Consider the following 22,471-nt stretch of genomic DNA (forward strand, 5'->3'; position numbering starts at 1 on the left):
TCGTGGTCTTCTCCGGCCGTTAGCGCACGATCGCCCTACCGAAGTGGCGACACGCCGATGACGGTCGCCCGACCCCGCCGATCCGGCCGATAGCGTGGGGGCCGTGATCGAACCGCAGGGCCCGCTCCCATCAGAGATCTACTGGCGACGACGCATCGTCGCCGGTGGAGTGGTGGTCGCCGTCGTGGCCCTGGTGATCGGTCTGATCGTGTGGACCCAGACCGGTGGTGACGACAACGCCAAGAACGCGGCCACCACCGCGTCTTCGAGTGCCACCACGACGCCGTCGACGGCCACCCCGAATGCCTCGGTCGATCCGTCGCAGGCCCCGTCCGGTGGCGGCCTCGGCGGTGGCGGTGGAGACGCCGGCACCGCACCCGAGTCCAGCACCCCGGTCGAGTCGTCGGCCCCGGTCGTACCCGGTGCCACCCCGGCCGACGGTTCGGTCCCGCTGTGCACCGACCAGTCCATCGCGGTGGTGCTCTACACCGACAAGCCGACCTACACCACGGGCAGCCAGCCGGTGTTCACCATCGTGACCACCAACGCCGGCCTCGCCGCGTGCACGCGGGATGTGGGCAAGGCCGCCCAGAATGTCATCGTCCGCACCCTCGACGGCACGCGGACCCTGTGGTCGGCACGTGACTGCTCGCCGATCAACACCGTCGACAACCAGGTGCTGCAGCCGCAGCAGCAGGTCAAGGACGAGATCACCTGGTCGGGGACCACCAGCACCGCCGGCTGCAAGACGCCGCGTCAGCCGGTGCCCGCGGGCTCCTACCAGGCGATCGGCAAGATGGGCGAGAAGGAGTCGGCGCCGGTGACGTTCAACGTCGTCGCCCCGGCCCAGCCCTGATCACCCCAGCCCTGATCGCTCGTGCCCTGATCACCCCGGCCTGACCATCCCGGTCCGGCCCTGATCGCCCGTGCCCTGCCCGGGCAGCCCGATCACCCCGCCCTGACCTGCCGCGGCGTCGTGATCGGAGGTCAGGTGGTGGCGCGCACCATCAACTCGACCGGCAGACGTGTGCTCTCCGCGTCACGTCCGGCCACCACATCGAGCAGTCGACGTGCCGCGGTCGCACCGATCTGACGTGCGGGGGAGCGGACGGTGGTCATCGGTACCGGGAGCTGCGCGACGATCGGGATGTCGTTGTAGCCGATCAGCGCCAGATCGTCGGGGATCTGCAGACCCAGGTCGCGGGCCACACCCAGGACGCCGATCGCGATGGTGTCGGAGACGGTGAAGACCGCATCCGGCCGGTCCGGGCGATCGAGCAGCCGACGGCCCGCCTCGATCCCGCCGTCCACCTCGAATGCCGACGACACCACCCGATCCGGTCGCAGCGGTATCCCGGCGGCATCGAGTGCGGAACGGAACCCGGCGAGCCGGTCGGTCGACGTCGTGGCATGGTCGGGCCCGCAGATCACCGCGAGGTCGGTGTGACCGCGGTCGAGCAGATGCCGGGCCGCGAGATAGCCGCCGTGGTGGTCGTCGGCGCCGACGAACGGCAGCCCGGCGTCGGCGTGCCGGGTCACCGTCACCATCGGCACCGACACGGTCAGCGATTCGACGAAAGCCTTTGCCGGTGCGTGCAATCCGCTCAGCAGTAGGCCGTCGACCTGACGTCCGGCCAGCAGGTCGATGGCGTCACGCTGGGCATCGGCGTCGTCGGGTGGACTCGACAGCAGCACCGAGTAGCCGGCGCGCGCCGCCGCCTCCTCGATCCCCTGATAGGTGGTGGCGACGACGCCGTCGGTCAGCCGCGGCATGACGACGCCGAGTGTGGTGGTCTTGCGGGTGCGCAGGCTGGCGGCCCAGACGTTGCGGCGATAGCCGAGTTCCTCGGCGGCCTGGCGTACGCGCAGGGCCGACTCCGACCAGCCGTCGGCGGGCTCGGGCTGTCGGAGGACGCGCGATGCGGTGGACACGTGGACTCCGGCGCGTTCGGCGATCTCCTTGAGCGTCGGTGCCCGATCGGTTCCCATGTGAGTCGCGTCCTCCTTCGGTGCCAGGTGTCTCGGCCGACCTGGTCGTCGGGGAAGGTTGACCGAACCCCGGTGATGGATCTAGCCTACGTGATGCAAACGTTCTTGCAAACGTTCTCGCCACCTAGGAGGAGCCCATGTCCACTCAGAGTCTCGGTGAACTCTTCGCCCTCGATTCCCTGCTCGACGAGGACGAGATCGCCATCCGCGACACGGTCCGCCGGTTCGGGGCCGAGCGACTCCGTCCGCACATCGCCGACTGGTTCGAGGCCGGTGACATCCCGGCCCGGGAGATCGCCAAGGAACTCGGGCAGCTCGGCGCCCTCGGCATGCACCTCGACGGCTACGGCTGCCCCGGCACCAGTGCCACCGCCTACGGTCTGGCCTGCCTGGAACTCGAGGCCGTCGACTCCGGCATCCGCAGCCTCGTCTCGGTGCAGGGTTCCCTCGCGATGTTCTCCATCCACCACTGGGGCAGCGAGGAGCAGAAGAACGAGTGGCTGCCGAGGATGGCCGCCGGTGACGCGATCGGCTGCTTCGGCCTGACCGAACCCGACTTCGGCTCCAATCCCGCCGGGATGCGTACCAACGCCAAGCGCGACGGTGACGACTGGATTCTCAACGGCACCAAGATGTGGATCACCAACGGCTCCATCGCCGACGTCGCCGTGGTCTGGGCCCAGACCGACCTCGAGGACAGCCCGCGCGGCATCCGCGGCTTCGTCGTCCCGACCGACACCCCGGGATTCTCCGCCCCGAAGATCACCAAGAAGCTGTCCCTGCGCGCATCGGTGACCTCCGAACTCGTCCTGGAGGACGTGCGCCTGCCCGCATCGGCGATGCTGCCCAAGGCCGCAGGCCTGCGCGGACCGCTGACCAGCCTCGGTGAGGCCCGCTTCGGCATCATCTTCGGCGCCATCGGTGCCGCCCGTGACTGCCTGGAGACCGCCGTCGAGTACGCGCAGTCCCGCGAGGTCTTCGACAAGCCGCTGGCCGCCTACCAGATCACCCAGACCAAGATCGCCGACATGGCACTCGAGGTGGGCAAGGGTCATCTGCTGGCCTACCACCTGGGCCGGCTGAAGGACAGCGGGAAGATCCGCCCCGAGCAGGTCAGCACCGGCAAGCTGAACAACGTCCGCGAGGCCATCGCGATCGCCCGTGAATGCCGAACCATCCTGGGCGCCAACGGGATCACCCTGGAATACCCGGTGATCCGGCACGCCAACAACCTGGAGAGCGTGCTCACCTACGAGGGCACCTCCGAGGTGCACCAGCTGACCATCGGCAAGGCACTGACCGGGTCGGGCGCATTCCGGTGACCGACGGTGCTCTCGACGGACTGGTGATCGCCGACTTCGGTCGTGTGCTCGCCGGGCCGTACGCCACGATGCTGCTCGCCGACCTCGGCGCCGAGGTGATCAAGGTGGAACGTCCCGGAACCGGGGACGACACCCGCACCTGGGGCCCGCCGTGGGTGGGTGACCAGTCGTCGTACTTCCTCGGCGTCAACCGGAACAAGTCGTCGGTCGCCATCGACCTCGCCGATCCCGAAGGACTCTCCGCTGCACGGGAACTCGCAGCCCGGGCCGACGTGGTGGTGGAGAACTTCCTGCCCGGCACGCTGGATCGGCTCGGCCTCGGCTACGACGATGTGGCGCAACTCAACCCGGACGTCGTGTACTGCTCGGTCACCGGCTTCGGCGGCAACAACCTGCTGCCCGGATACGACCTGCTGATCCAGGCCGTCGGCGGTCTGATGAGCATCACCGGCCCCGATCGCGACACCCCCACCAAGGTGGGCGTCGCGATGGTCGATGTGATCACGGGATTGCATGCGGCCGTGGGCATCCTGTCCGCACTGCGGTATCGCGACCGCACCGGCACGGGGCAGCGGGTGGAGGTCAATCTGCTCTCGTCGTTGCTGTCGGCGCTGGCCAACCAGTCGTCGGGATATGTCTCGGCCGGTGTGGTCCCGCATGCCATGGGCAACCGGCATCCGAGTATCGCGCCGTACGAGGTGTTCGCCGCGTCGGATCGTCCGCTGGTGCTCGCGGTCGGCAACGACCGCCAGTTCACCGCGCTCGTCGACGTCCTCGGCCGCCCGGAACTGGCCGTTGATCCGCGGTTCGCCACCAACACCGACCGCGTCGCACACCGGGAGGTGCTGGTGGCGATCATCAACGAACTCCTCGCCGCCGACACCGCCGACGGCTGGTTCACCCGGCTGACCGAGCGGCGGGTCCCGTGCGGGCCGCTCAACGACATCGCCGACGCGATCGCGCTCGCCGAGCGGCTCGGCCTGTCCCCGGTGGTGGAGATCGACGATCCGAACCGTGACGAGCCACTTCGACAGGTGGCCAACCCGATTCGGCTGTCGGCGACCCCGGCCACCTATCGGTCGGCACCACCGCGACTGAACGAGCACGGCTAGTCGCGGCCGCACCGCACCGCGGGGCCGGGTGGATGATCCATTCGTCCCGCGGTGCGGTGCACCTGTGGGGTCCGCCGAGTCCCGATCACCGGTGTCGGCCGAGTGCTATAACGGGGCATGGGCGAATCCGTACTGTACGAGAGCTCCGGTGAGATCGTGACCATCACGATCAACCGCCCTCATGTCCGCAACAGCATCGACGGCCCCACCGCGCTCACGCTGCGCAACGCCTTCCGGCGGTTCGACGACGACGCCGGAGCCAAGGTCGCGATCCTCACCGGAGCCGGTGGAACATTCTGCGCCGGAGCCGATCTCACCTCGGTCGGCGATCCCGAGCGGCGTAACGATCTCGACCCGGAGGGCGGCGGTGCCGGCCCCATGGGGCCCACCCGCATGACACTGTCCAAACCGGTGATCGCCGCGATCGCCGGTCATGCGGTGGCCGGTGGACTCGAACTCGCCCTGCTCGCCGATCTCCGCATCGTGGAACGCGATGCGGTCCTCGGGGTCTTCTGTCGACGCTGGGGTGTACCGCTGATCGACGGCGGAACCGTCCGTCTGCCGCGGATCGTCGGACTCGGGCGGGCATTGGACCTCATCATGACCGGACGGCCCGTCGACGCCGACGAGGCACTGGCGATCGGACTGGCCAACCGCGTCGTCGAATCCGGCCGATCACTTTCGGCGGCACGTGAACTCGCCGAGCAGCTGGTGACCTTTCCGTTCGAATGCCTGCTCACCGACCGGGCATCGGCCTATGCCGGTCTCGACATGACCGTCGCCGATGCCCTGCGCGCCGAGGGGGTGGCGGGCGTACCGGTCGTCGCCAGAGAGGGAGCAGCCGGTGCGGCACGCTTCGTCGGCGGTGCCGGACGGCACGGACAGTTCGACGAGGATCCGCCCGAACCCCGGTGGTGAGCGCCCCGGCGGGGTCAGTTCACCGCCACCGGTGCCGCGGCCCCGACAAAGGCGACGATCTGCAGTCCGCCGGGATTGGTCTGCAGCGGAACCTCTTTCCAGTTGTTGGTGACCCACACATTGCCGGACGGGTCGACGATGATCCCGGTGCTTCGGGTCAGCCCGTCGAAGAAGTAGCCGAGTCCGTCCGGCGAGATCGCATCACCGGTCCGGCTTCCCGGCGGGCAGGTGGACGGGTCGGCGCCACAGAACTTCGAGACACGCTTGCCGACGAAGTTGCCCACCCAGACGTTGCCGTCGCCGTCGGTGGTGATGCCCCACGGAACGGTGACGCCACCACCGTGCAGCGGACCGGCCAGGGTCTTTCCGGTGGCGGTCAGTGCCGCGACCGAACCGAGGGACCCGGTTCCGGTGGGTCGGTCGGGACACGGCAGCGTGATGATCCCGGAGTTGGCGATCCACACGTTCCCGTGCCGGTCGGTTGCCAGACCCAGCGGATTGTCCACCTGCGGTCCGGAGATCGGGCTGCGCAACGGATGTCCCTGCCGGTCGAGAATCGCTATCTTGCTGTCGGCGAGACCGCTGACGAACAGTGCGCGCCCGTTGTCGACGATGTGGAACGGCTGCTTCACCCCGGCGGGGACATTGCGCGCGCGACGCGGATCGCCGTCGGGGTAGACGGTGAGGGAATCGTTGCCGCAGTTGGTGGTCCAGACCCTGCCGGTGCGGTCGGTGGTCATCCCCTGCGGCCAGTCGATCTGCCCCTGCGTGAAACCGGTCGCGGGAGAGAGCGCCACGCCGTCGGGGGAGAACTTCGACATCGAGTTGTGCGGCGGCTGATCGGCTGCAGGACAACCCGGTTCGGGTGCGGCGAAGCCGAAGTTGCTCACCCAGATGTTGTCGGAGTGGTCCCGGGTGATGCCATAGCCGGCCCCGCTGAGCCCGCCCCCGGTGATCGGCCGGCCACCCACCAGCCTGCCGTTCGGCGAGAATCGGAACAGATACCTGCTGCCGCACACCGGGGTCCGTGGATCACTCGCATACTCGTAGTTCGCGTTGACCCAGACATCGCCCTGCCTGTCGATGGTGAAATTGCCCGGGCCGGAGAGCAGTCCGCCACCACCGTCGAATCTCAGCGCCAGCGTCCAGGCCACCGGCGGGACCACGAGTGCGCCCGGATTCCGTGGTGCGCGCACAGACACCGCGAACACCTCGGCCACCTTCGACGACGGGCTCTTCGCGAGGTTCGCCATCCCGGCCATCACGGTGCCGGGGCGCCCGTGTGAGGCAGTGGTGGTCGCCTGTCGCAGTGCCACACACCCGGCGGTGGCGGTGGTACAGGCGGCCACCGCATTCGACAACGAGGTGAACGCGGCCATCGTCGAGGTCTGGGGACCGTTGGGAGAACTGCGCAGTACGGACCCGATCCGTCCGGTGACCGGATCGGCGAGATCACCTGCCATCATCGCCGCATTCCGGACGCCCGGTGCGCGCCCGCCGATACCCCGGCCGCCGGCACCCCCGATGAACTGGGCCATGCCGTATCCGGCGGCCACCGTGGTCATCTCGTTGACGGTGAGATGTCCGGGAACCCCGGGGCTGATCGCGGCGAGCGAGAGGAACGAACCGGGTTGTCCTGCGGGTGTGGCGGTCACGTAGAACGCCTCGCTCGGGCCGGGACGTGCCGTCGGGCGCAGGGTGAACCGCCCATCCGACGAGGTGAGCGCGGTGCCGGCGGGCCGGGCGGTGCCCTTGGCCGAGCCGGTGATCCACGCCTGCACATCCCAGGCCCGGGATGGGCCTGCGGTGGCCACCGTGCCGGTCACCGTCGACCCGGCCGGCGCGGCGTGCGCAGGTGGGGTGGTGGCGACCATCGTCGAACCCAGCAGCAGGGCCGTCGCCGCGATGACAAGGGAGATCCGTCGGATACGCACTGATCCTCCGATGTTCCGGTGGCGCGGTCGGGCCTGCCCCGCGGTGTCGAGGGGCAGCGTACCGGGCATCTCGGGCGTGGGTGCGGGGATCGGTGAACCCCGATCGCGGGTGTCGGTGCAGAACAGGGTGCCGGACAAAGATGACACCTCAGAGCGGGTTCGGATGGACTATCCACCCGAACCCGCTCTGAGGTGTCGGTTCTGTTCGGGACTCAGCCCTCCAGGGAATACTTGTCGATCAGCGGCGCCAGGAGCTCGGCGGCGCGGTCGCCGGTGATCACATCGGCCTTGTCCACCTTGGTGATCTGCTTGGAGGCGCTGTCCTCGTAGACGTGCTCACCGATCATCCGCACGTTCTCGTCGTAGGGCCACACGAAGGCCAGTGTCCGCCGGACGAGGTAGTAGGCATCCGGGTCGTAGGCGCTCTCGGAACTCTCGGCCGCGTCGTCGCCGATCGAGGCGAAGACGTTGTCGCCGAGCATCTTTCCGGGGACGAACTGGTTGAACTCGGCCTCTCCGGCGAATCCCCAGTCGGCCACGGCCATCTTCTGGCGTCCGGTCCACATGACGAGCATGTCGATGTCGGCGAGGGTCCGGTAGAACTCGTGGACCTGATCCATCCCGTCGAGGATCACGCCCTGGCCGCCCTCGAACAGGCGGTAGTGGGGGTGGCGGACGGTCATGTTCTCGGCGAGCAGCTCGTCATAGCGGCCGGACACCTCCAGCAGGCCGTGGCGGCGGTAGTTGACCAGGATGCGCCGGTGGGTGGGGTTCTGCTCCTGCTCGATGAGGGTGTCGATGTCGTCGAACATGTGCACCAGCTCATGCTCGTAGGGGGTCTGCGGCTGGGCGGACTGTTCGGTCGAGGCGAAGGCGGTCATGGGTTCTCCTGGTGATGTGCGGCGGCGGATCGACATCCGACGCCGAGTGGGCTGAGTGGGGCTGTGGTCAGAGGTAGCGGCTCAGATCGGGGTATCCGCCGATCTCGTAGCCGCCGTCGACGACGAGGCTGGTTCCGGTGACGTAGCTCGCGGCCGAACTGGCCAGGAACACCGAGGGTTTGGCCAGTTCGGAGGGGTTCGCCGGACGTTTGATCACGGCGTTCTCGTTGAACTCGCCCATGATCCCGTCGTTCTGGATGATGAAGCCGGCCATCGGGGTGTCGACCAGGCCGGGAAGGACGGTGTTGACCCGGATGTCGTGGCGTGCGAGTTCGAGTGCGGCGTTCTTGCTGAACATCTCCACGCCCGCCTTGCCCGCGGCATAGGCGCTGCCCGCATACAGCGGCATATGGGCGTTGACCGAGGCGATGTTGACGATCGCGCCTCCCTTGCCGCCCGCGATCATCGACCTCGCGGCGTACTTGGTGCACAGGAAGACCCCGCGCAGCACGACGTCGATGGTGAAGTCCCAGTCCTCGACGGTGAGGTCGACGATCGGTGCCGGGCGCAGCGCGCCCGCGACGTTGAACAGACTGTCCAGCGGACCCTCGAGTTGGACCTCCGCATGGGCCACGGCCTCCTCGACGACCTCCGGGTCGGTGACACTACCGGAAAACGGCACATAGGCGTCGCCGAATTCCTTGGCGCCGAGCGCCATTGCCTCGGCATCGAGGTCGAAGGCCAGAACTCGCCCACCCTGCGCGATGACCTCGGTGGCGATGGCCTTGCCGATGCCGGAGGCGGCGCCGGTGACCAGTGCGCGCTGTGGAGGGGTCGATACGTTCGTCATTGAGTGCTCTCCCAGGGGACGATGGATGTCGATGACGCGGCCGGCCAGTGGCGAGGACTGGTCTGCCGGACCGCGTCGGGTGAGGTGATGCATTGGACTGCATCGGTTTTCGGATCGGCGCCGGGGCTGCCGGTCGCGCATCACAACCTTCTCGCAGCCCGGCTGTGATGTCCATTACATTCCTGGAGTCGATCTGTTAGCCTGATGCTTAACCTGCCAGGTAGAAGGAGTGCACAGCCCGTGGCATCCGAAATGGCATCGGCCATCGATCTGAACCTGCGACAAGTCCACTACTTCGTCACCGTGGTCGACGAGGGGCATCTGGGGCGTGCGGCCGATGGGCTGTACATCAGTGCTCCCGCACTGTCGCAGCAGATCCGCAAGCTCGAGAAACGGCTCGGTACCGAGCTTCTGGATCGCTCGGCACACCCGTTGCGACCCACCCGCGCCGGCGATCGTCTCCTTGCCGAGGCGCGTGTGCTGCTGCAGTCGGCGACGCGTGCGGTGGAGGCCGTGCAAGAGGATTCCGCACGATTGCGGATCGGATTCATGACCGCGTCGATGACCCCACAGACGCGACGGCTGCTCGCCGAACTGCGTGACCGTCATCCCGGATGCGAGATCGAACTCGTGGAACTCGCTTGGGACAAACAGGCATTCGCGGTTCAGAAGGGCATCGTCGACGTGTCACTGATGCGGCCGCCGGTCGCCGATCCAGAAGGGCTGCGGTTCGATCTGCTGTGTCGCGAAGGGCGAGTGGTGGCGCTGCCGGTGGATCATCCGTTGGCACAACGGGTCTCGGTGGCACTTGCCGATCTGGACGGAGAGGTACACGTCACCGACGACGAGGCCGACGCGGTGTGGGTCCGCTGGTGGGCATGCGATCCGCGGCCGAGTGGACGGCCGGTGGTGTACGGCCCGTCGGTGCACACCATGAGCGAATTGCTGGAGGTGGTGGCCGACGGGAACGGGATCTCGATCACCGGCGAGTTCGTCCCCTCCGCCCACGTCCATCCGGACGTGGTGTTCGTCCCGGTGTCCGACGTCGAACCGTCGTCATTGTGCCTGTGCTCGCGGTCGGGCGACTCGTCGCCGATGGTCCGGGCCGCCAGGGAGGTGGTCCGGACCATCGGGGGTGCGGCGAACGACCGTGTGGGGTCGTGACCTCGCCAGGGTGAGGTCACCCGGTTGCCGAAACCTCCGCGGCGTGCGGTGGAGCGTGTCCGCCTGGGGTGGTGGTTGCGTTCCGGCCTCGGGTTGCGGGGGTTTCGACTCGACTTGTCGCTACGCTCCGCGTCGGCTCAACCATCAACTGCTGCTTGCTGGTCGACTGTTTGTCGCTACGCTCCGCGACGGCTCAACCTCAACTGCTGCTTGCTGGGTCGGTTCAGCCATCAGATGCTGCTTGTTGGGTCGGTTCAACCGTCAGATGCTGTTTGCTGGGTTGGTTCAACGGCCAACTGCTGCCGGCTGATCGACTGTGTGGACGTGATCCGGGAGGAAGAAGTCAACCGGCGGCAGGCGCAATGGTGCGGCTGTCGCCGCGGAACTCGGCCACCACGTGGTCACCACACCGCACGGTGACGTCGTAGATACCGTTGCGGCCGAACCGTTCCCGCTCGACCGCCTCGGCGACGAGGGTGTCGCCGAGGCGGGTCGGGCGGAGGAAACGGATGTCGGCCCGGGCGGCGACCGCGGCGTCCGAGCCGCTGTTACATGCCATCGCGAACGCGGTGTCGGCGAGGAGGAAGACGAAGCCCCCGTGGGTGATCCCGTGACCGTTGACCATGGTCGCAGTCACCTGCATGGACATTCGCGCGCGCCCGGGACCGAGCTCGTCGAGCACGATCCCCGAGGCGCGGGATGCGACGTCGGCGTCGAACATGGTGCGGGCGATCGGATGGTCGGTGCCGACCGCGGACTCGGTGGCCGTCATGGGTCAGTCCTGTTCCGGCTTGGCGACCAGGGTCAGCACATCGTAGGTGGCCACCGGGTCACCGTCCTGGTTGGACACCACGGCATCCCACCGGACCTCGCCGTAGTCGGCGCTCTGCCGCGGGGTGATCTGCTTGGCGGTCAGCGTGACGGTGAGGGTGTCGTCGGCCTTCACCGGGGTGAGGAAGCGCAGCCCGTCCACCCCGAAGTTGGCCAGCACCGGCCCCGGCGCCGGATCGACGAACAGTCCGGCCGCCAGGGACACCACCAGGTAGCCGTGTGCCACGATCCCGCCGAACAACGGATTGGCCGCGGCGGCCTCGGGATCGGTGTGTGCGTAGAAGGTGTCGCCGGTGAACTCCGCGAAGTGGTCGATGTCGGCACGGGTGACCTGCCGAGGGCCACCGACGATGGTGTCGCCGAGGCATAGCGCTCCCAGATCCTTGCGGAACGGGTGGATTCCGGACTCGATCCGGTCGGCACCGGTCACCCACTGGCGGCCGACGGCGGTCAGCACGTTCGGGGTGCCCTGGATCGCGGTGCGCTGCATGTGATGCAGGATGCCGCGGATACCGCCGAGCTCCTCGCCGCCGCCGGCCCGGCCGGGACCGCCGTGCACCAGGACCGGGAGGGGAGAGCCGTGACCGGTGGACTCCCGGGCGTTCTCGGCGTTCAGCACCAGCACACGACCGTGATAGGCGGCCAGCCCGCGGACGATCCGCCCGGCGAGAGCCGAGTCCTTGGTCACCAGGGATGCCACGAGGCTGCCCTTGCCGCGTGCGGCGAGCGTCACCGCGTCGTCGGCGTCGGTGTATCCGATGACCGTGGCCACCGGGCCGAAGGCCTCGATGTCGTGGGGCTCGGGAGCGTTGCTGTCGTTGGCACGCAACAGGATCGGCGAGAGGAACGCCCCGCGTGCGGGCTCGGCGCCGACGACGTCGACATGGTCGGGATCGCCGAAGACGATCTCGGCCGATTTGGTCAGACCCCGAAGTGAGGTCAGGACCTCGTCGCGCTGCTCGAGCCCGGCGAGTGCACCCATCCGCACATCGGGGTTCGCCGGATCGCCGATCACCACCTGTGCCAGCCGTTCGGATGCGGCGGCCACGACGTCGTCGACGAGGGCGGCGGGTACCAGTGCGCGTCGGATGGCGGTGCACTTCTGTCCGGCCTTGGTGGTCATCTCGTTCACGAGTTGCCCGACGTACAGATCGAACTCGGGATCGGAGACCTCGACATCGGGACCGAGGATCGACGCGTTGAGCGAGTCCGCCTCGGCGGTGAAGTGCACCGCGGCCGAGACCACCTGCGGATGGGCCCGCAGGATGGCTGCGGTACCCGCCGACCCGGTGAAGGCCACCGAGTCCTGGCCATCGAGATGATCGAGCAGATCCCCCGCGCTGCCGCACAGCAGCTGCACCGAACCCTCGGGCAGAACACCGGATTCGACGATCCGCCGGAAGACGAGTTCGGTGAGGTAGGCGGTGTTGCTCGCGGGCTTGACGATCGACGGCACGCCCGCGATGAAGGCGGGTGCGAGCTTCTCGAGGAATCCCCACACCGGGAAGTTGAAGGCATTGATCTGCACCGCGACCCCGCGTCGCGAGGTGTGGATGTGCCGGGCGACGAACGTACCGTTGCGGCCCAGCACTTCGACCGGACCATCGAGGTGGACGGTGTCGTTCGGCAGTTCCCGACGTGCCTTGCTCGCATAGCTCAGCAGGGTGCCGAAGCCCCCGTCGATGTCGATCGCCGAATCTCGAGCGGTGGCACCGGTGTGCCGGGACAGCGCATAGAACTCGTCCTTGCCGGCCATGAGGGTGAGCGCGAGCTGCTTGAGCAGGGCTGCGCGCTCGTGAAAGGTCAGGGCGGCCAGTGCCGGGCCGCCGACCTCACGGGCATGGTTCACCATCGCGGCCCGGTCGAGTCCGGTGGCCGAGATCCGGGCCACCTCCGAGCCGTCGACCGCGCTGAGCAAGGGGGTTCCCCGATCGGCGGCACCGAACCATCGGCCTTGCGTGTAACTCTCGAGCAGTGTGCTCACATTCGACTCCATCCACCGTCCATTCGGTCGGTAATTACGATGGGCCGGGGCCCGGTGGAATGTCAAGGGTGCGGGTCAGGCGGAGGTGTGGCCCAGGCCGTGGAAACTCATCCGGACGATCGCGTCGGCGATGGTGTCGGCGTCGGCGCCGGCCCGCGGGCGATACCACTCGATGAGCGAGTTGACGGTGCCGAACAGCAGGCGGGCCACGAGTGCGGGATCGATGTCGGGATCGAGGTCGCCCTCGCGGACGGCTTGCTCGACGAGGTCGGTGACGAACGCGTCGAACTCGCGGCGACGGGCGAGTGCGCGGCGTTCGACGGCGCTGTTGCCCCGGACCCGCAGCAGCAGGGTCACGTAGGGGAGCTCGGCGATCAGGATCTCGACACTGCGCCTGACCAGGTACTTCAGTCGATCGATGTAGGGGCCCTCGGTGCTCCCGGACTCGGTGGTGGCCGCGAACAGTGCGTTGAGGGCACGGTTCAGTGCGAGCTCGAGCAACTCCTGCTTGCCGGATACGTGGTGATAGATCGAGGACTTGCTGAGCCCGAGCCGGTCGGCCAGGACGTCCATCGACGTCCCGTCGTAGCCCTTCTCGTTGAACACCTTGACCGCCACCGCCAGCAGCGAGTCGAGGTCGTATCCCGGACGTCCGGGCTTACCGGTGCGGCGCGTGACGGGTCTGGTGCTCATGTCGCCATCCTTCCATTTGCGGGGGTGTGGACTCGGCCCCGGCGGCGGCGCGGTCTTGAAACCGACCGAAAGTTCGGTTATTAATTGTTCTCACACCCCAAGGAGTCCGGCATGAACACGATCACCCTCGAGGTCCACGACGACCGGTACGTGGTGACCCTCGACCGTCCGGCGCGCCGCAATGCCATCGACGCCGAGATGATCGGCGAACTGCATCAGGCCTGCGCGAGCATCGAGACGACGCCCAGGCCGGTCCTGCTGACCGGAAACGGTGACCACTTCGCGGGCGGCGCCGACATCGGTGAGCTCCGCGACCGTGGCCGCGAGCAGGCCCTCGCCGGCATCAACCGCAACCTGTTCGACCGGATCGCTGTGCTGCCATCGCCCACGGTGGCGGCGGTGAGCGGATACGCGCTGGGTGGTGGGGCCGAGCTGTCGTATGCCTGCGACATCCGGATCGCCGCGCCGACCGCGGTGTTCGGCAACCCCGAGCCTGCCCTGGGCATCATGGCCGCGGCCGGTGCCGGCTACCGGCTGCCCGGCCTGGTGGGCCACTCGGTGGCCAAGCAGGTACTCCTGGCCGGACGCACCCTCGATGCCGCCGCCGCACTCGCGGCCGGACTGGTGATGGAGGTGGTCGACGACCCGGTCGCCGCAGCACATGGGGTGATCGACCGCATCGTGCGCCAGTCGGCGCTCGCGCTGCGGCTGACCAAGACCCTCGTCGACGCACCCGGCGCACACGCGTGGGCCGACGACATCGCGCAGGCGGTGCTCTTCGAGTCCGAGGACAAGTACGAACGGATGACCGCATTTCTGGAGAGGAAGCGATGACCAGCAATCCCACCCACGTCGGCGTGATCGGAGGTGGACGGATGGGTGCAGGGATCGCACAGGTCTTCGCAGGCCTGGGCGCATCGGTGACGCTCGCCGAGTCCGCCGACCGTGACGCCGCCCGTGCGCGTATCGACGAGGGCCTCGCGCGGGCCCACGAGCGTGACAAGCTCGGCGGCGCCGACCCGGCCCTGATCGGGGAGCGGATCGTCGTCGTCGATGCGGTCGAGGCGCTCCCCGGAGGTCTCGACCTGGTCGTCGAGGCGGTGCCCGAGGACGCCGCGTGCAAGCTCGCGGTGCTGTCGGCGGCCGAGAAGATGGTCGACGACACCACCATCCTGGCCTCCAACACGAGCTCGCTGTCGATCGGTGAACTCGGTGCGGCGCTGAACGATCCGAGCAGATTCATCGGGATCCACTTCTTCAACCCGGTGCCGGCGTCGGCGCTGGTGGAGATCGTGCGGGCACCGGCCACCGCCGCGGGCACCGTCGAGAGCGTCCGTGACTGGGTGGCGGCGCTCGGCAAGTCGGCGGTGGTGGTCAACGACGCGCCCGGCTTCGCGACCAGCCGCCTCGGCGTGTGCCTCGGGCTCGAGGCCATCCGGATGCTGGCCGAAGGGGTGGCGTCGGCTGCCGACATCGACCGCGCCATGGAACTGGGCTACCGCCATCCGATGGGCCCGTTACGCTCCACCGATCTCGTCGGCCTGGATGTGCGGCTGGCCATTGCCGACCATCTCGCCGACACCTTGGGCGACCGCTTCGCCGCACCGGACCTCCTGCGCGACAAGGTCGCCCGCGGTGAGCTCGGACGCAAGACCGGACGCGGCTTCTACGACTGGGAGGACGATCGACGATGACGGTGACCCTGGAGGTGGACGGCGCCCTGGCGACGATCACCATCGATCGCCCCGCTGCGCACAACGCACTGGACCTGGACACCAAGACCGCATTCCTGCGGGCGGTGCACGCCGTCTCCGGCGACGGCACGATCCGGGCGGTGCTGCTGCGTGCCGAGGGCAAGAACTTCTGCGTCGGACAGGATCTCGGTGAGCATGTCGCCGCACTCGAGGTCGACGCCAACACCGCGATGGATACCGTTGCCCAGCACTACAATCCGCTGATCGAGGCACTCGATTCCCTGCGGGTCCCGGTGGTCGCGGCAATCCAGGGTGCCTGCGTGGGGGCGGGCTGGGGTATCGCGCTGACCGCCGACATCCGCGTGGCCGGTACCCGGACCTCGTTCGCGACCGCCTTCACCGGTATCGCCCTGGCGAGCGACTCGGGTCTGAGCCGCGGCCTGGTGGCCGCCCTGGGCCCCAGCCGGGCATCGGGTCTGATGCTGTTGGGCGAGAAGGTGTCCGCGGCGCAGGCCGCCGAATGGGGACTGGTGCACCGGCTCGTCGACGACGCCGACGTGCACGATGTCGCCCGTGAGATCGCGGCGACCCTGGCCGCCGGCCCGACCGCGGCCTATGTCGAGGTCAAGGCCCTGATGCGGGCGGCCGACGGCACCCTTGCCGAGACCCTCGACCGGGAGGCGAAGGCGCAGTCGCGGCTGGGCGCCACCGCCGACCACAAGGCCGCGGTCACGGCTTTCCTGTCCAAGACCCGACCACAGTTCATCGGGAGCTGACCCGGGACGGGCGCAGGCGCCCTTGTGTCCCGGGTCACCTTCCGGCATACTATTACCGACCGATTATTCGGTATTGAAAGTAGGCTCGATGTCCACCTCGAATGTCTTGGACACCAACGCATCCGACGATCTGGCAGCACAGTTCGACCAGATCGTCGCCGACGGTGCTCGAATCGAACCCCGCGACTGGATGCCCGACGGCTACCGCAGCACGCTGATCCGGCAGATCGCACAGCACGCACACTCGGAGATCATCGGGATGCAACCCGAGGGGAACTGGCTGACCCGTGCCCCGTCGTTGCGCCGCAAGGCGATCCTGATGGCCAAGGTCCAGGACGAGGCCGGTCACGGGCTGTACCTGTACTCGGCCGCCGAGACCCTGGGCGCCGACCGGGCCGACCTCACCGGCAAACTCATCGAGGGACGCCAGAAGTACTCCTCGATCTTCAACTATCCCACCCCGACCTTCGCCGACGTCGGCACCATCGGCTGGCTGGTCGACGGTGCCGCGATCTGCAATCAGGTTCCCCTGTGCCGCACCTCGTTCGGTCCATATGCCCGCGCGATGATCCGGGTCTGCAAGGAGGAGTCGTTCCATCAGCGCCAGGGCTACGAACTGCTCACCACGATGATGCGGGGCACCCCCGCGCAGCGACGGATGGTCCAGGAGTCGGTCGACCGGTGGTGGTGGCCGGCGCTGATGATGTTCGGCCCACCCGACGACTCCTCACCCAACACCGCGCAGTCGATGGCGTGGGGAATCAAACGCCACACCAACGACGAACTGCGCCAACGCTTCGTCGACATGAGTGTCCCGCAGGCCGAGGCGCTCGGCGTCACCTTTCCCGACCCCGACCTGGTGTGGAACGCCGAACGCGGGCACCACGACTTCGGTGAGCCCGACTGGAGTGAGTTCATGGAGGTCGTGAAGGGGAACGGTGCGACGAACCTCGAACGCATCGCGGTGCGTCGCGCCGCCCACGAGGACGGTGCCTGGGTTCGTGACGCCGCCACCGCATTCGCCGCCCGAGAGCAGGAGGACGACCGATGAGTCGGATCAAGGCCGAATGGCCACTGTACGAGGTGTTCATCCGCGGTAAGCGGGGGCTCAACCACGTCCACGTCGGATCGCTGCACGCGGCCGACGACGCGATGGCGCTGCGGCATGCCCGCGACGTCTACACCCGGCGAAACGAAGGGGTGAGCATCTGGGTGGTCCGCTCCGACGACATCATCGCCACCAGCCCGTCCGAGAAGGACCCGTTCTTCGCCCCGAGCGGAGACAAGGTGTACCGCCACCCCACCTTCTACGACATCCCCGACGCCGTCCCCCACATGTGAGCGCCCCGATGACCGATCATGACCTTCTCCACTCCGACCACCCCGACGGTGACCATGCACATGGGGGACTCGACGATCCGCAGGCCCATGGACAGTGGGCATTCGGAACCGGCTTCGACGACCCACTCGCCGGCGTCGACACCACCGTGCCCGCCGACGTCGACCCCGCCGCACTGGGCGCCTACTGCCTGATGCTGGGCGACGATGCGCTGATCAGTGCCCAGCGCCTGGCCCAATGGTGCGCCCACGCACCCGAACTCGAAGAAGAGGTGGCGCTGGCCAACATCGGCCTCGACCTCCTCGGACAGGCGCGACTGCTGCTCGCGCGGGCCGCCGCGGCCGACGACTCGGTGGTACCGGTGATCTCGGCGACCTCACCGATCCCGGCCGACGACGCATTGGCCTTCTTCCGGGACGAATCGGACTTCCGCAACGTCCATCTCGTCGAACTCGCCAACGGCGACTTCGCACAGAGCATCGTCCGGCTGCTGGTCTTCGCCACCTGGCGACTGGCCCTGTTCGACCGCCTGCGGACATCGACCGATCCCGTCCTCGCCGCCGTGGCGAGCAAGGGGGTCAAGGAGTTGACCTATCACCGCGACTACTCCGCGCGCTGGGTGGTCACCTTCGGTTGCGGGACGGCGCAATCGCGGCGCCGCCTGTCCGACGCGCTCGCCGCGGTGTGGCCGTACGTCGACGAACTGTTCGTCCCCACCACCGAAGAACGCATCCTCGCCCGGTCCGGTGTCGGGGTCGATCCGAGTACCCTGCGCGCCGAGTTCGACGCCGTGATCACGCAGGTGTTGTCGGCCGCCGAGACCGAACTCGTTCCCGGACCCCGGATCGGGCGGGTGGCCGGCCGGGCAGGACGGGCCGGGCTGCACACCGGACAGATGGGCTACATCCTCGCCGAGATGCAGTCCGTCGCCCGCGCCCACCCGGAAGGGGTCTGGTGAGATGGACTGCGCCACAACCATCGCCCCGCGAGAGATCGTCGGATCGGTCCTCGACCCGGAGATGCCGATGGTCACCCTCGACGATCTCGGGATCATCCGGGCGGTCGACGTCGACGGGTCCGGAGTGCAGGTGACCATCACACCGACGTACTCGGGGTGCCCGGCGATGGCCACGATCCGGGACGACATCACCGCGGCCCTGAACCGAGCCGGCCACCTGCGGGTGCAGATCCACACCGCGCTGCACCCGGCATGGTCGACCGACTGGATCTCCGAGGCCGGACGACGCAAACTACGGCAGGCCGGATACTCGGCCCCGGGTGCCGCACCACGTCGTGCCCCGGGCCCCGTCCCGCTGACCCTCACCGTCCGGCCGCGGCCGGTGCACTGTCCCCAATGTGATTCCGACCGAACCGAACTGATCTCGGAGTTCGGTGCGACACTGTGCAAGGCGCACTACCGGTGCCTCGCCTGCGGGGAACCCTTCGACCATGTGAAGGAGATCTGACGATGAGCAGCCCCACCATCGCCGATCCCACCGCCACCGCTTCGGCAGGCGACACCCCCACCCCGCTCGACGGTGCGGTGCGTGCGAACACCCGTACCCGTGGGTTCCACACGCTGACCGTCGCCGACGTCGAGTCCCTGTGCGACGATGCGGTCGCCGTCCGATTCGATGTGCCCGACGAACTGCGCACCGCGTTCGACTTCCGGCCCGGACAGTCGCTGACCTTGCGGCGTGAGGTCGATGGTGTCGAACACCGTCGGACGTACTCGATCTGCGCGCCCGCCGGACAGGCACCGCGGGTGGGGGTCCGCGAGGTCACCGGCGGATTGTTCTCGACGTGGTTGGTGCGCGAGGTCCGGGCGGGGGACCGGATCGACGTACAACCGCCCGCGGGTGCCTTCCACGCGGATCCCGGCATCGCCGCCCGGCACCTGCTGATCGCCGCCGGGTCGGGCATCACCCCGATGCTGTCGATCGCATCGTCGGTGCTCGCCAACCCGCAGGCCGCGGTCACCCTGATCTACGTCAACCGGCGTACCCGGTCGGTGATGTTCGCCGAGGAACTGGCAGATCTCAAGGACGAGTACCGATCCCGGATCGAGATCATCCACGTGCTCTCCCGCGAACCCCGGGATGTGGAACTGTTCAGCGGACGCCTCGACCGGGAACGACTCGGCGAGATCCTGGAGAGCGTCGTCGCCGTGGACGACATCGATCACGCGTGGCTGTGCGGTCCGCTCGAGATGGTCGACGGCGCACAACAGACGTTGCGGGAGTACGGGATCGGCGCCGACCGGATCCATCACGAACTGTTCTACGTCGAGGGGGCGGCGCCGGCGGTCGACCGTCACCGCGAACCTGGCGTCACCGGACCCACCAGCGCGGTGACCATCGTGCTCGACGGACGAGCCGTCACCGGCGACCTGCCCCAGGACCAAACGCTGCTCGACGCCGGGGAACAGCTGCGCGCCGACATGCCGTTCGCGTGCAAGGGCGGAGTGTGCGGCACCTGCCGCGCCAAGGTGACGTGCGGCGAGGTGGACATGCACCGCAACTACGCTCTCGAGGAATCCGAGGTCGACGCCGGTTTCGTCCTCACCTGTCAAGCATTCCCCGTCTCAGACACCGTGACCGTCGACTTCGACGCCTGACCACCCGAACTGGAGCTTCGCGATGACCAGCACCTTGTCCACCCCGGCCGGCGGTCCCGACGCCGCCGACATCGAATTCGCCTCACGAGATCAGATCGCCGACCTGCAGCTGCACCGGCTGAGATGGTCCTTGCAGCACGCCTATGACAACGTCGAGCACTACCGGCGGGCCTTCGACGACCGCGGCGTACACCCGTCCGACCTGACCGAACTCTCCGATCTGTCGCTGTTCCCGTTCACCGGGAAGGCAGATCTGCGGGCCAACTATCCGTTCGGGATGTTCGCCGTCCCCCAGGATCAGGTCTCGCGGATCCATGCATCGTCGGGCACCACCGGACTTCCCACCGTGGTGGGCTACACCGCCAACGACCTCGGCAACTGGGCGGACCTGGTGGCGCGCAGTCTGCGGGCCGGCGGTGTGCGCCCGGGCGACAAGGTGCACGTCGCCTACGGCTACGGGCTGTTCACCGGGGGACTCGGTGCCCACTACGGCGCAGAACGACTCGGGTGCACCGTGATCCCGATGTCCGGGGGGATGACCGAACGTCAGATCCAGCTGATCGAGGACTTCCGTCCCGACGCGATCATGGTGACGCCGTCCTACATGCTCACCATTCTCGACGCCATGCTCACCAAGGGACTCGACCCGGCCGCCACCTCGTTGCGCACGGGCATCTTCGGTGCCGAACCGTGGACCGAGAAGATGCGTCACGAACTCGAGCAGCAGTTCGGCATGGACGCCGTCGACATCTACGGGCTGTCGGAGGTGATGGGCCCGGGGGTCGCGCAGGAATGCGTCGAAACCAAGGACGGGCTGCACATCTGGGAGGATCATTTCTACCCGGAGATCATCGATCCGATGACCGGTGAGGTACTGCCCGACGGGTCCGAAGGAGAACTGGTCTTCACCTCGCTCACGAAGGAGGCGATGCCCATCATCCGATACCGCACCCGCGATCTGACGCGACTGTTGCCGGGGACCGCGCGCTCGATGCGCCGGATCGAGAAGATCACCGGACGCAGCGACGACATGATCATCCTGCGCGGTGTGAACCTGTTCCCCACGCAGATCGAGGAACTGATCCTGACCGTTCCCACCCTCGCACCCCAGTTCCAGTGTGTCCTGGACCGACCGGGACGCATGGACACCCTGACCGTCCGCGTCGAGTACCGGCCCGAGATCCCGCGCACCGAGGACCGTGCCGCCGCCGACACCCTGCGTGCACTCATCAAGAACCGCATCGGGGTGAGCGTCGACGTCCAGATCGCCGAACCCGGCCGTCTGCAACGATCGACCGGCAAGGCCAGACGACTGATCGACAACCGCCCGAAAGACCAGAAGGAGTTCTCCGCATGACGATCCGACTGTCGGTCTGCTATGGACAGCCCGCCGATCCCGCCGCATTCGACGAGTACTACGCGCGCGTCCACATCCCGCTGGCCAACGCCATTCCCGGCCTGCAGGAATTCACCTGGGGTCCCGTGGCATCCCTCGACGGTTCGGCGCCACCGTACTACGCGGTGGCCAATCTGTTCTTCGCCGACGCCGACGCGTTGAAGGCCGGATTACAGTCGGCCGAGATGGGCGCAGCCGCAGCCGATGTGGCCAACTTCGCCGACGGCGGCGCCACCATGTTCACCCAGGAAGAAGTGTCGGTTCGAGCCGGCTGACCGGTTCCTCGCGATTTCTCGGCCCCGGCTCAATCATCAACTCGTCGTTGGTGGTTGAGCCGATGAGGAGCGTAGCGACGAGGCGTGTCGAAACCTCAGACGGGCGGGCTCGTCGACGTGACCACTTCTGAGGTGGTTGCCACCCGACGTAGGCTGCGGAGATTTCGACTCGGGTCCTCGCGATGCTCGGTCCCGGCTCAATCATCAACTCGTCGTTGGTGGTTGAGCCGATGAGGAGCGTAGCGACGAGGCGTGTCGAAACCTCTGTCGGCCGGGATTGTCGGCGTGACCACCTCTGAGGTGGTTGCCGCCCGGCGTTGGTTGCGGGGATTTCGACTCGGGTCCTCGCGATGCTCGGTCCCGGCTCAATCATCCATGGGCCGTGCGTTTTTGGTGGTTGAGCCGATGAGGAGCGTAGCGACGAGGCGTGTCGAAACCTCTGTCGGCCGGGCTCGTCGACGTGACCACCTCTGAGGTGGTTGCCGCCCGGCGTGGGTTGCGGGGATTTCGACTCGGGTCCTCGCGATGCTCGGTCCCGGCTCAATCATCAACGGGCTGTTGACGAGGCGTGTCGAAACCTCTGTCGGCCGGGATTGTCGGCGTGACCACCTCTGAGGTGGTTGCCGCCCGGCGTGGGTTGCGGGGATTTCGACTCGGGTCCTCGCGATGCTCGGTCCCGGCTCAATCATCAACGGG

Annotated in this window: 22 protein-coding genes; 15 read left to right on the top strand and 7 right to left on the bottom strand. The window is 67.9% G+C overall.

The annotated features are described in order from the left end of the window. Window positions 1-103: 103 nt before the first annotated feature. Window positions 104-856: a hypothetical protein gene (locus Q9K23_RS16910; RefSeq protein ID WP_305950210.1), complete on the top strand. Its 753-nt coding sequence runs from the start codon at window positions 104-106 to the stop codon at window positions 854-856. A 131-nt stretch (window positions 857-987) separates the two neighbouring features. Here Q9K23_RS16910 and Q9K23_RS16915 read toward each other — a convergent pair whose 3' ends face one another. Then, window positions 988-1,989, bottom strand: a complete 1,002-nt coding sequence (locus tag Q9K23_RS16915) for a LacI family DNA-binding transcriptional regulator (RefSeq protein WP_020791662.1) — start codon at window positions 1,987-1,989, stop codon at window positions 988-990. Window positions 1,990-2,126: 137 nt separating this feature from the next. Between Q9K23_RS16915 and Q9K23_RS16920 the strand changes: the two genes are divergently transcribed. From Q9K23_RS16920 to Q9K23_RS16930, 3 genes are all read left to right on the top strand, one after another. After that, complete coding sequence (locus tag Q9K23_RS16920) at window positions 2,127-3,311, top strand: acyl-CoA dehydrogenase family protein (RefSeq protein ID WP_020791661.1); 1,185 nt, start codon at window positions 2,127-2,129, stop codon at window positions 3,309-3,311. Next, window positions 3,308-4,423, top strand: a complete 1,116-nt coding sequence (locus tag Q9K23_RS16925; RefSeq protein WP_020791658.1) for a CoA transferase — start codon at window positions 3,308-3,310, stop codon at window positions 4,421-4,423. Before Q9K23_RS16920 ends, Q9K23_RS16925 begins: the two co-directional genes overlap by 4 nt. A gap of 117 nt (window positions 4,424-4,540) precedes the next feature. Beyond that, the gene (locus tag Q9K23_RS16930) at window positions 4,541-5,341 is read left to right on the top strand and encodes a crotonase/enoyl-CoA hydratase family protein (RefSeq protein ID WP_020791655.1); all 801 of its coding nucleotides are present in this window, start codon (window positions 4,541-4,543) and stop codon (window positions 5,339-5,341) included. Between the two features lie 14 nt (window positions 5,342-5,355). On the opposite strand, the gene Q9K23_RS16935 is transcribed toward Q9K23_RS16930, so the two are convergent. The 3 genes from Q9K23_RS16935 to Q9K23_RS16945 form a co-directional block, all read right to left on the bottom strand. After that, a complete protein-coding gene (locus Q9K23_RS16935) occupies window positions 5,356-7,413 on the bottom strand; it encodes a hypothetical protein (RefSeq protein ID WP_261977649.1) in 2,058 nt (685 codons plus the stop codon). A 74-nt stretch (window positions 7,414-7,487) separates the two neighbouring features. Next, window positions 7,488-8,156, bottom strand: a complete 669-nt coding sequence (locus Q9K23_RS16940) for a hypothetical protein (RefSeq protein ID WP_053776199.1) — start codon at window positions 8,154-8,156, stop codon at window positions 7,488-7,490. A gap of 67 nt (window positions 8,157-8,223) precedes the next feature. Continuing rightward, window positions 8,224-9,006: an SDR family NAD(P)-dependent oxidoreductase gene (locus Q9K23_RS16945; RefSeq protein ID WP_053776200.1), complete on the bottom strand. Its 783-nt coding sequence runs from the start codon at window positions 9,004-9,006 to the stop codon at window positions 8,224-8,226. A 240-nt stretch (window positions 9,007-9,246) separates the two neighbouring features. Here Q9K23_RS16945 and Q9K23_RS16950 point away from each other — a divergent pair, with 240 nt between their 5' ends. Further along, window positions 9,247-10,170 carry a LysR family transcriptional regulator gene (locus Q9K23_RS16950; protein WP_261977650.1) on the top strand — a complete coding sequence of 308 codons (924 nt, stop codon included), beginning with the start codon at window positions 9,247-9,249 and terminating at the stop codon, window positions 10,168-10,170. Between the two features lie 343 nt (window positions 10,171-10,513). Here Q9K23_RS16950 and paaI read toward each other — a convergent pair whose 3' ends face one another. From paaI to Q9K23_RS16965, 3 genes are all read right to left on the bottom strand, one after another. Then, window positions 10,514-10,942 carry a hydroxyphenylacetyl-CoA thioesterase PaaI gene (gene paaI, locus Q9K23_RS16955; RefSeq protein ID WP_020793125.1) on the bottom strand — a complete coding sequence of 143 codons (429 nt, stop codon included), beginning with the start codon at window positions 10,940-10,942 and terminating at the stop codon, window positions 10,514-10,516. A 3-nt stretch (window positions 10,943-10,945) separates the two neighbouring features. Beyond that, window positions 10,946-12,985 (bottom strand): phenylacetic acid degradation bifunctional protein PaaZ, encoded by a 2,040-nt coding sequence (gene paaZ / locus Q9K23_RS16960; RefSeq protein ID WP_053776222.1) that lies wholly within the window; start codon window positions 12,983-12,985, stop codon window positions 10,946-10,948. 75 nt (window positions 12,986-13,060) lie between these two features. Further along, window positions 13,061-13,678: a TetR/AcrR family transcriptional regulator gene (locus Q9K23_RS16965; RefSeq protein ID WP_020792003.1), complete on the bottom strand. Its 618-nt coding sequence runs from the start codon at window positions 13,676-13,678 to the stop codon at window positions 13,061-13,063. Between the two features lie 111 nt (window positions 13,679-13,789). Between Q9K23_RS16965 and Q9K23_RS16970 the strand changes: the two genes are divergently transcribed. The 10 genes from Q9K23_RS16970 to Q9K23_RS17015 all read left to right on the top strand — a co-directional run bounded on the left by Q9K23_RS16970 (window position 13,790) and on the right by Q9K23_RS17015 (window position 21,775). Beyond that, window positions 13,790-14,512, top strand: a complete 723-nt coding sequence (locus Q9K23_RS16970) for an enoyl-CoA hydratase/isomerase family protein (protein WP_053776201.1) — start codon at window positions 13,790-13,792, stop codon at window positions 14,510-14,512. After that, window positions 14,509-15,372, top strand: coding sequence for a 3-hydroxyacyl-CoA dehydrogenase family protein (locus tag Q9K23_RS16975; protein ID WP_053776202.1), 864 nt, complete (start codon window positions 14,509-14,511; stop codon window positions 15,370-15,372). The genes Q9K23_RS16970 and Q9K23_RS16975 overlap by 4 nt, the downstream gene beginning before the upstream one ends. Then, on the top strand, window positions 15,369-16,148 hold the full coding sequence (locus Q9K23_RS16980; RefSeq protein WP_053776203.1) for an enoyl-CoA hydratase-related protein: 780 nt from the start codon (window positions 15,369-15,371) through the stop codon (window positions 16,146-16,148). Before Q9K23_RS16975 ends, Q9K23_RS16980 begins: the two co-directional genes overlap by 4 nt. Before the next feature lie 88 nt (window positions 16,149-16,236). Then, a complete protein-coding gene (paaA, locus tag Q9K23_RS16985; protein ID WP_020790748.1) occupies window positions 16,237-17,199 on the top strand; it encodes a 1,2-phenylacetyl-CoA epoxidase subunit PaaA in 963 nt (320 codons plus the stop codon). Next, a complete protein-coding gene (paaB, locus tag Q9K23_RS16990) occupies window positions 17,196-17,489 on the top strand; it encodes a 1,2-phenylacetyl-CoA epoxidase subunit PaaB (RefSeq protein WP_020790749.1) in 294 nt (97 codons plus the stop codon). The genes paaA and paaB overlap by 4 nt, the downstream gene beginning before the upstream one ends. A gap of 8 nt (window positions 17,490-17,497) precedes the next feature. Further along, complete coding sequence (paaC, locus tag Q9K23_RS16995; RefSeq protein ID WP_053776204.1) at window positions 17,498-18,445, top strand: 1,2-phenylacetyl-CoA epoxidase subunit PaaC; 948 nt, start codon at window positions 17,498-17,500, stop codon at window positions 18,443-18,445. A 1-nt stretch (window position 18,446) separates the two neighbouring features. Continuing rightward, window positions 18,447-18,953, top strand: a complete 507-nt coding sequence (gene paaD, locus Q9K23_RS17000) for a 1,2-phenylacetyl-CoA epoxidase subunit PaaD (RefSeq protein WP_020790746.1) — start codon at window positions 18,447-18,449, stop codon at window positions 18,951-18,953. After that, complete coding sequence (gene paaE / locus Q9K23_RS17005) at window positions 18,950-20,104, top strand: 1,2-phenylacetyl-CoA epoxidase subunit PaaE (RefSeq protein WP_261977657.1); 1,155 nt, start codon at window positions 18,950-18,952, stop codon at window positions 20,102-20,104. The genes paaD and paaE overlap by 4 nt, the downstream gene beginning before the upstream one ends. Before the next feature lie 22 nt (window positions 20,105-20,126). Further along, on the top strand, window positions 20,127-21,461 hold the full coding sequence (gene paaK, locus Q9K23_RS17010; protein ID WP_020789488.1) for a phenylacetate--CoA ligase PaaK: 1,335 nt from the start codon (window positions 20,127-20,129) through the stop codon (window positions 21,459-21,461). Next, window positions 21,458-21,775 (top strand): EthD family reductase, encoded by a 318-nt coding sequence (locus Q9K23_RS17015; protein WP_020789487.1) that lies wholly within the window; start codon window positions 21,458-21,460, stop codon window positions 21,773-21,775. Before paaK ends, Q9K23_RS17015 begins: the two co-directional genes overlap by 4 nt. Window positions 21,776-22,471 lie beyond the last annotated feature (696 nt).

It is taken from the genome of Gordonia sp. NB41Y, assembly GCF_030718915.1.
Lineage (GTDB): Bacteria > Actinomycetota > Actinomycetes > Mycobacteriales > Mycobacteriaceae > Gordonia > Gordonia desulfuricans.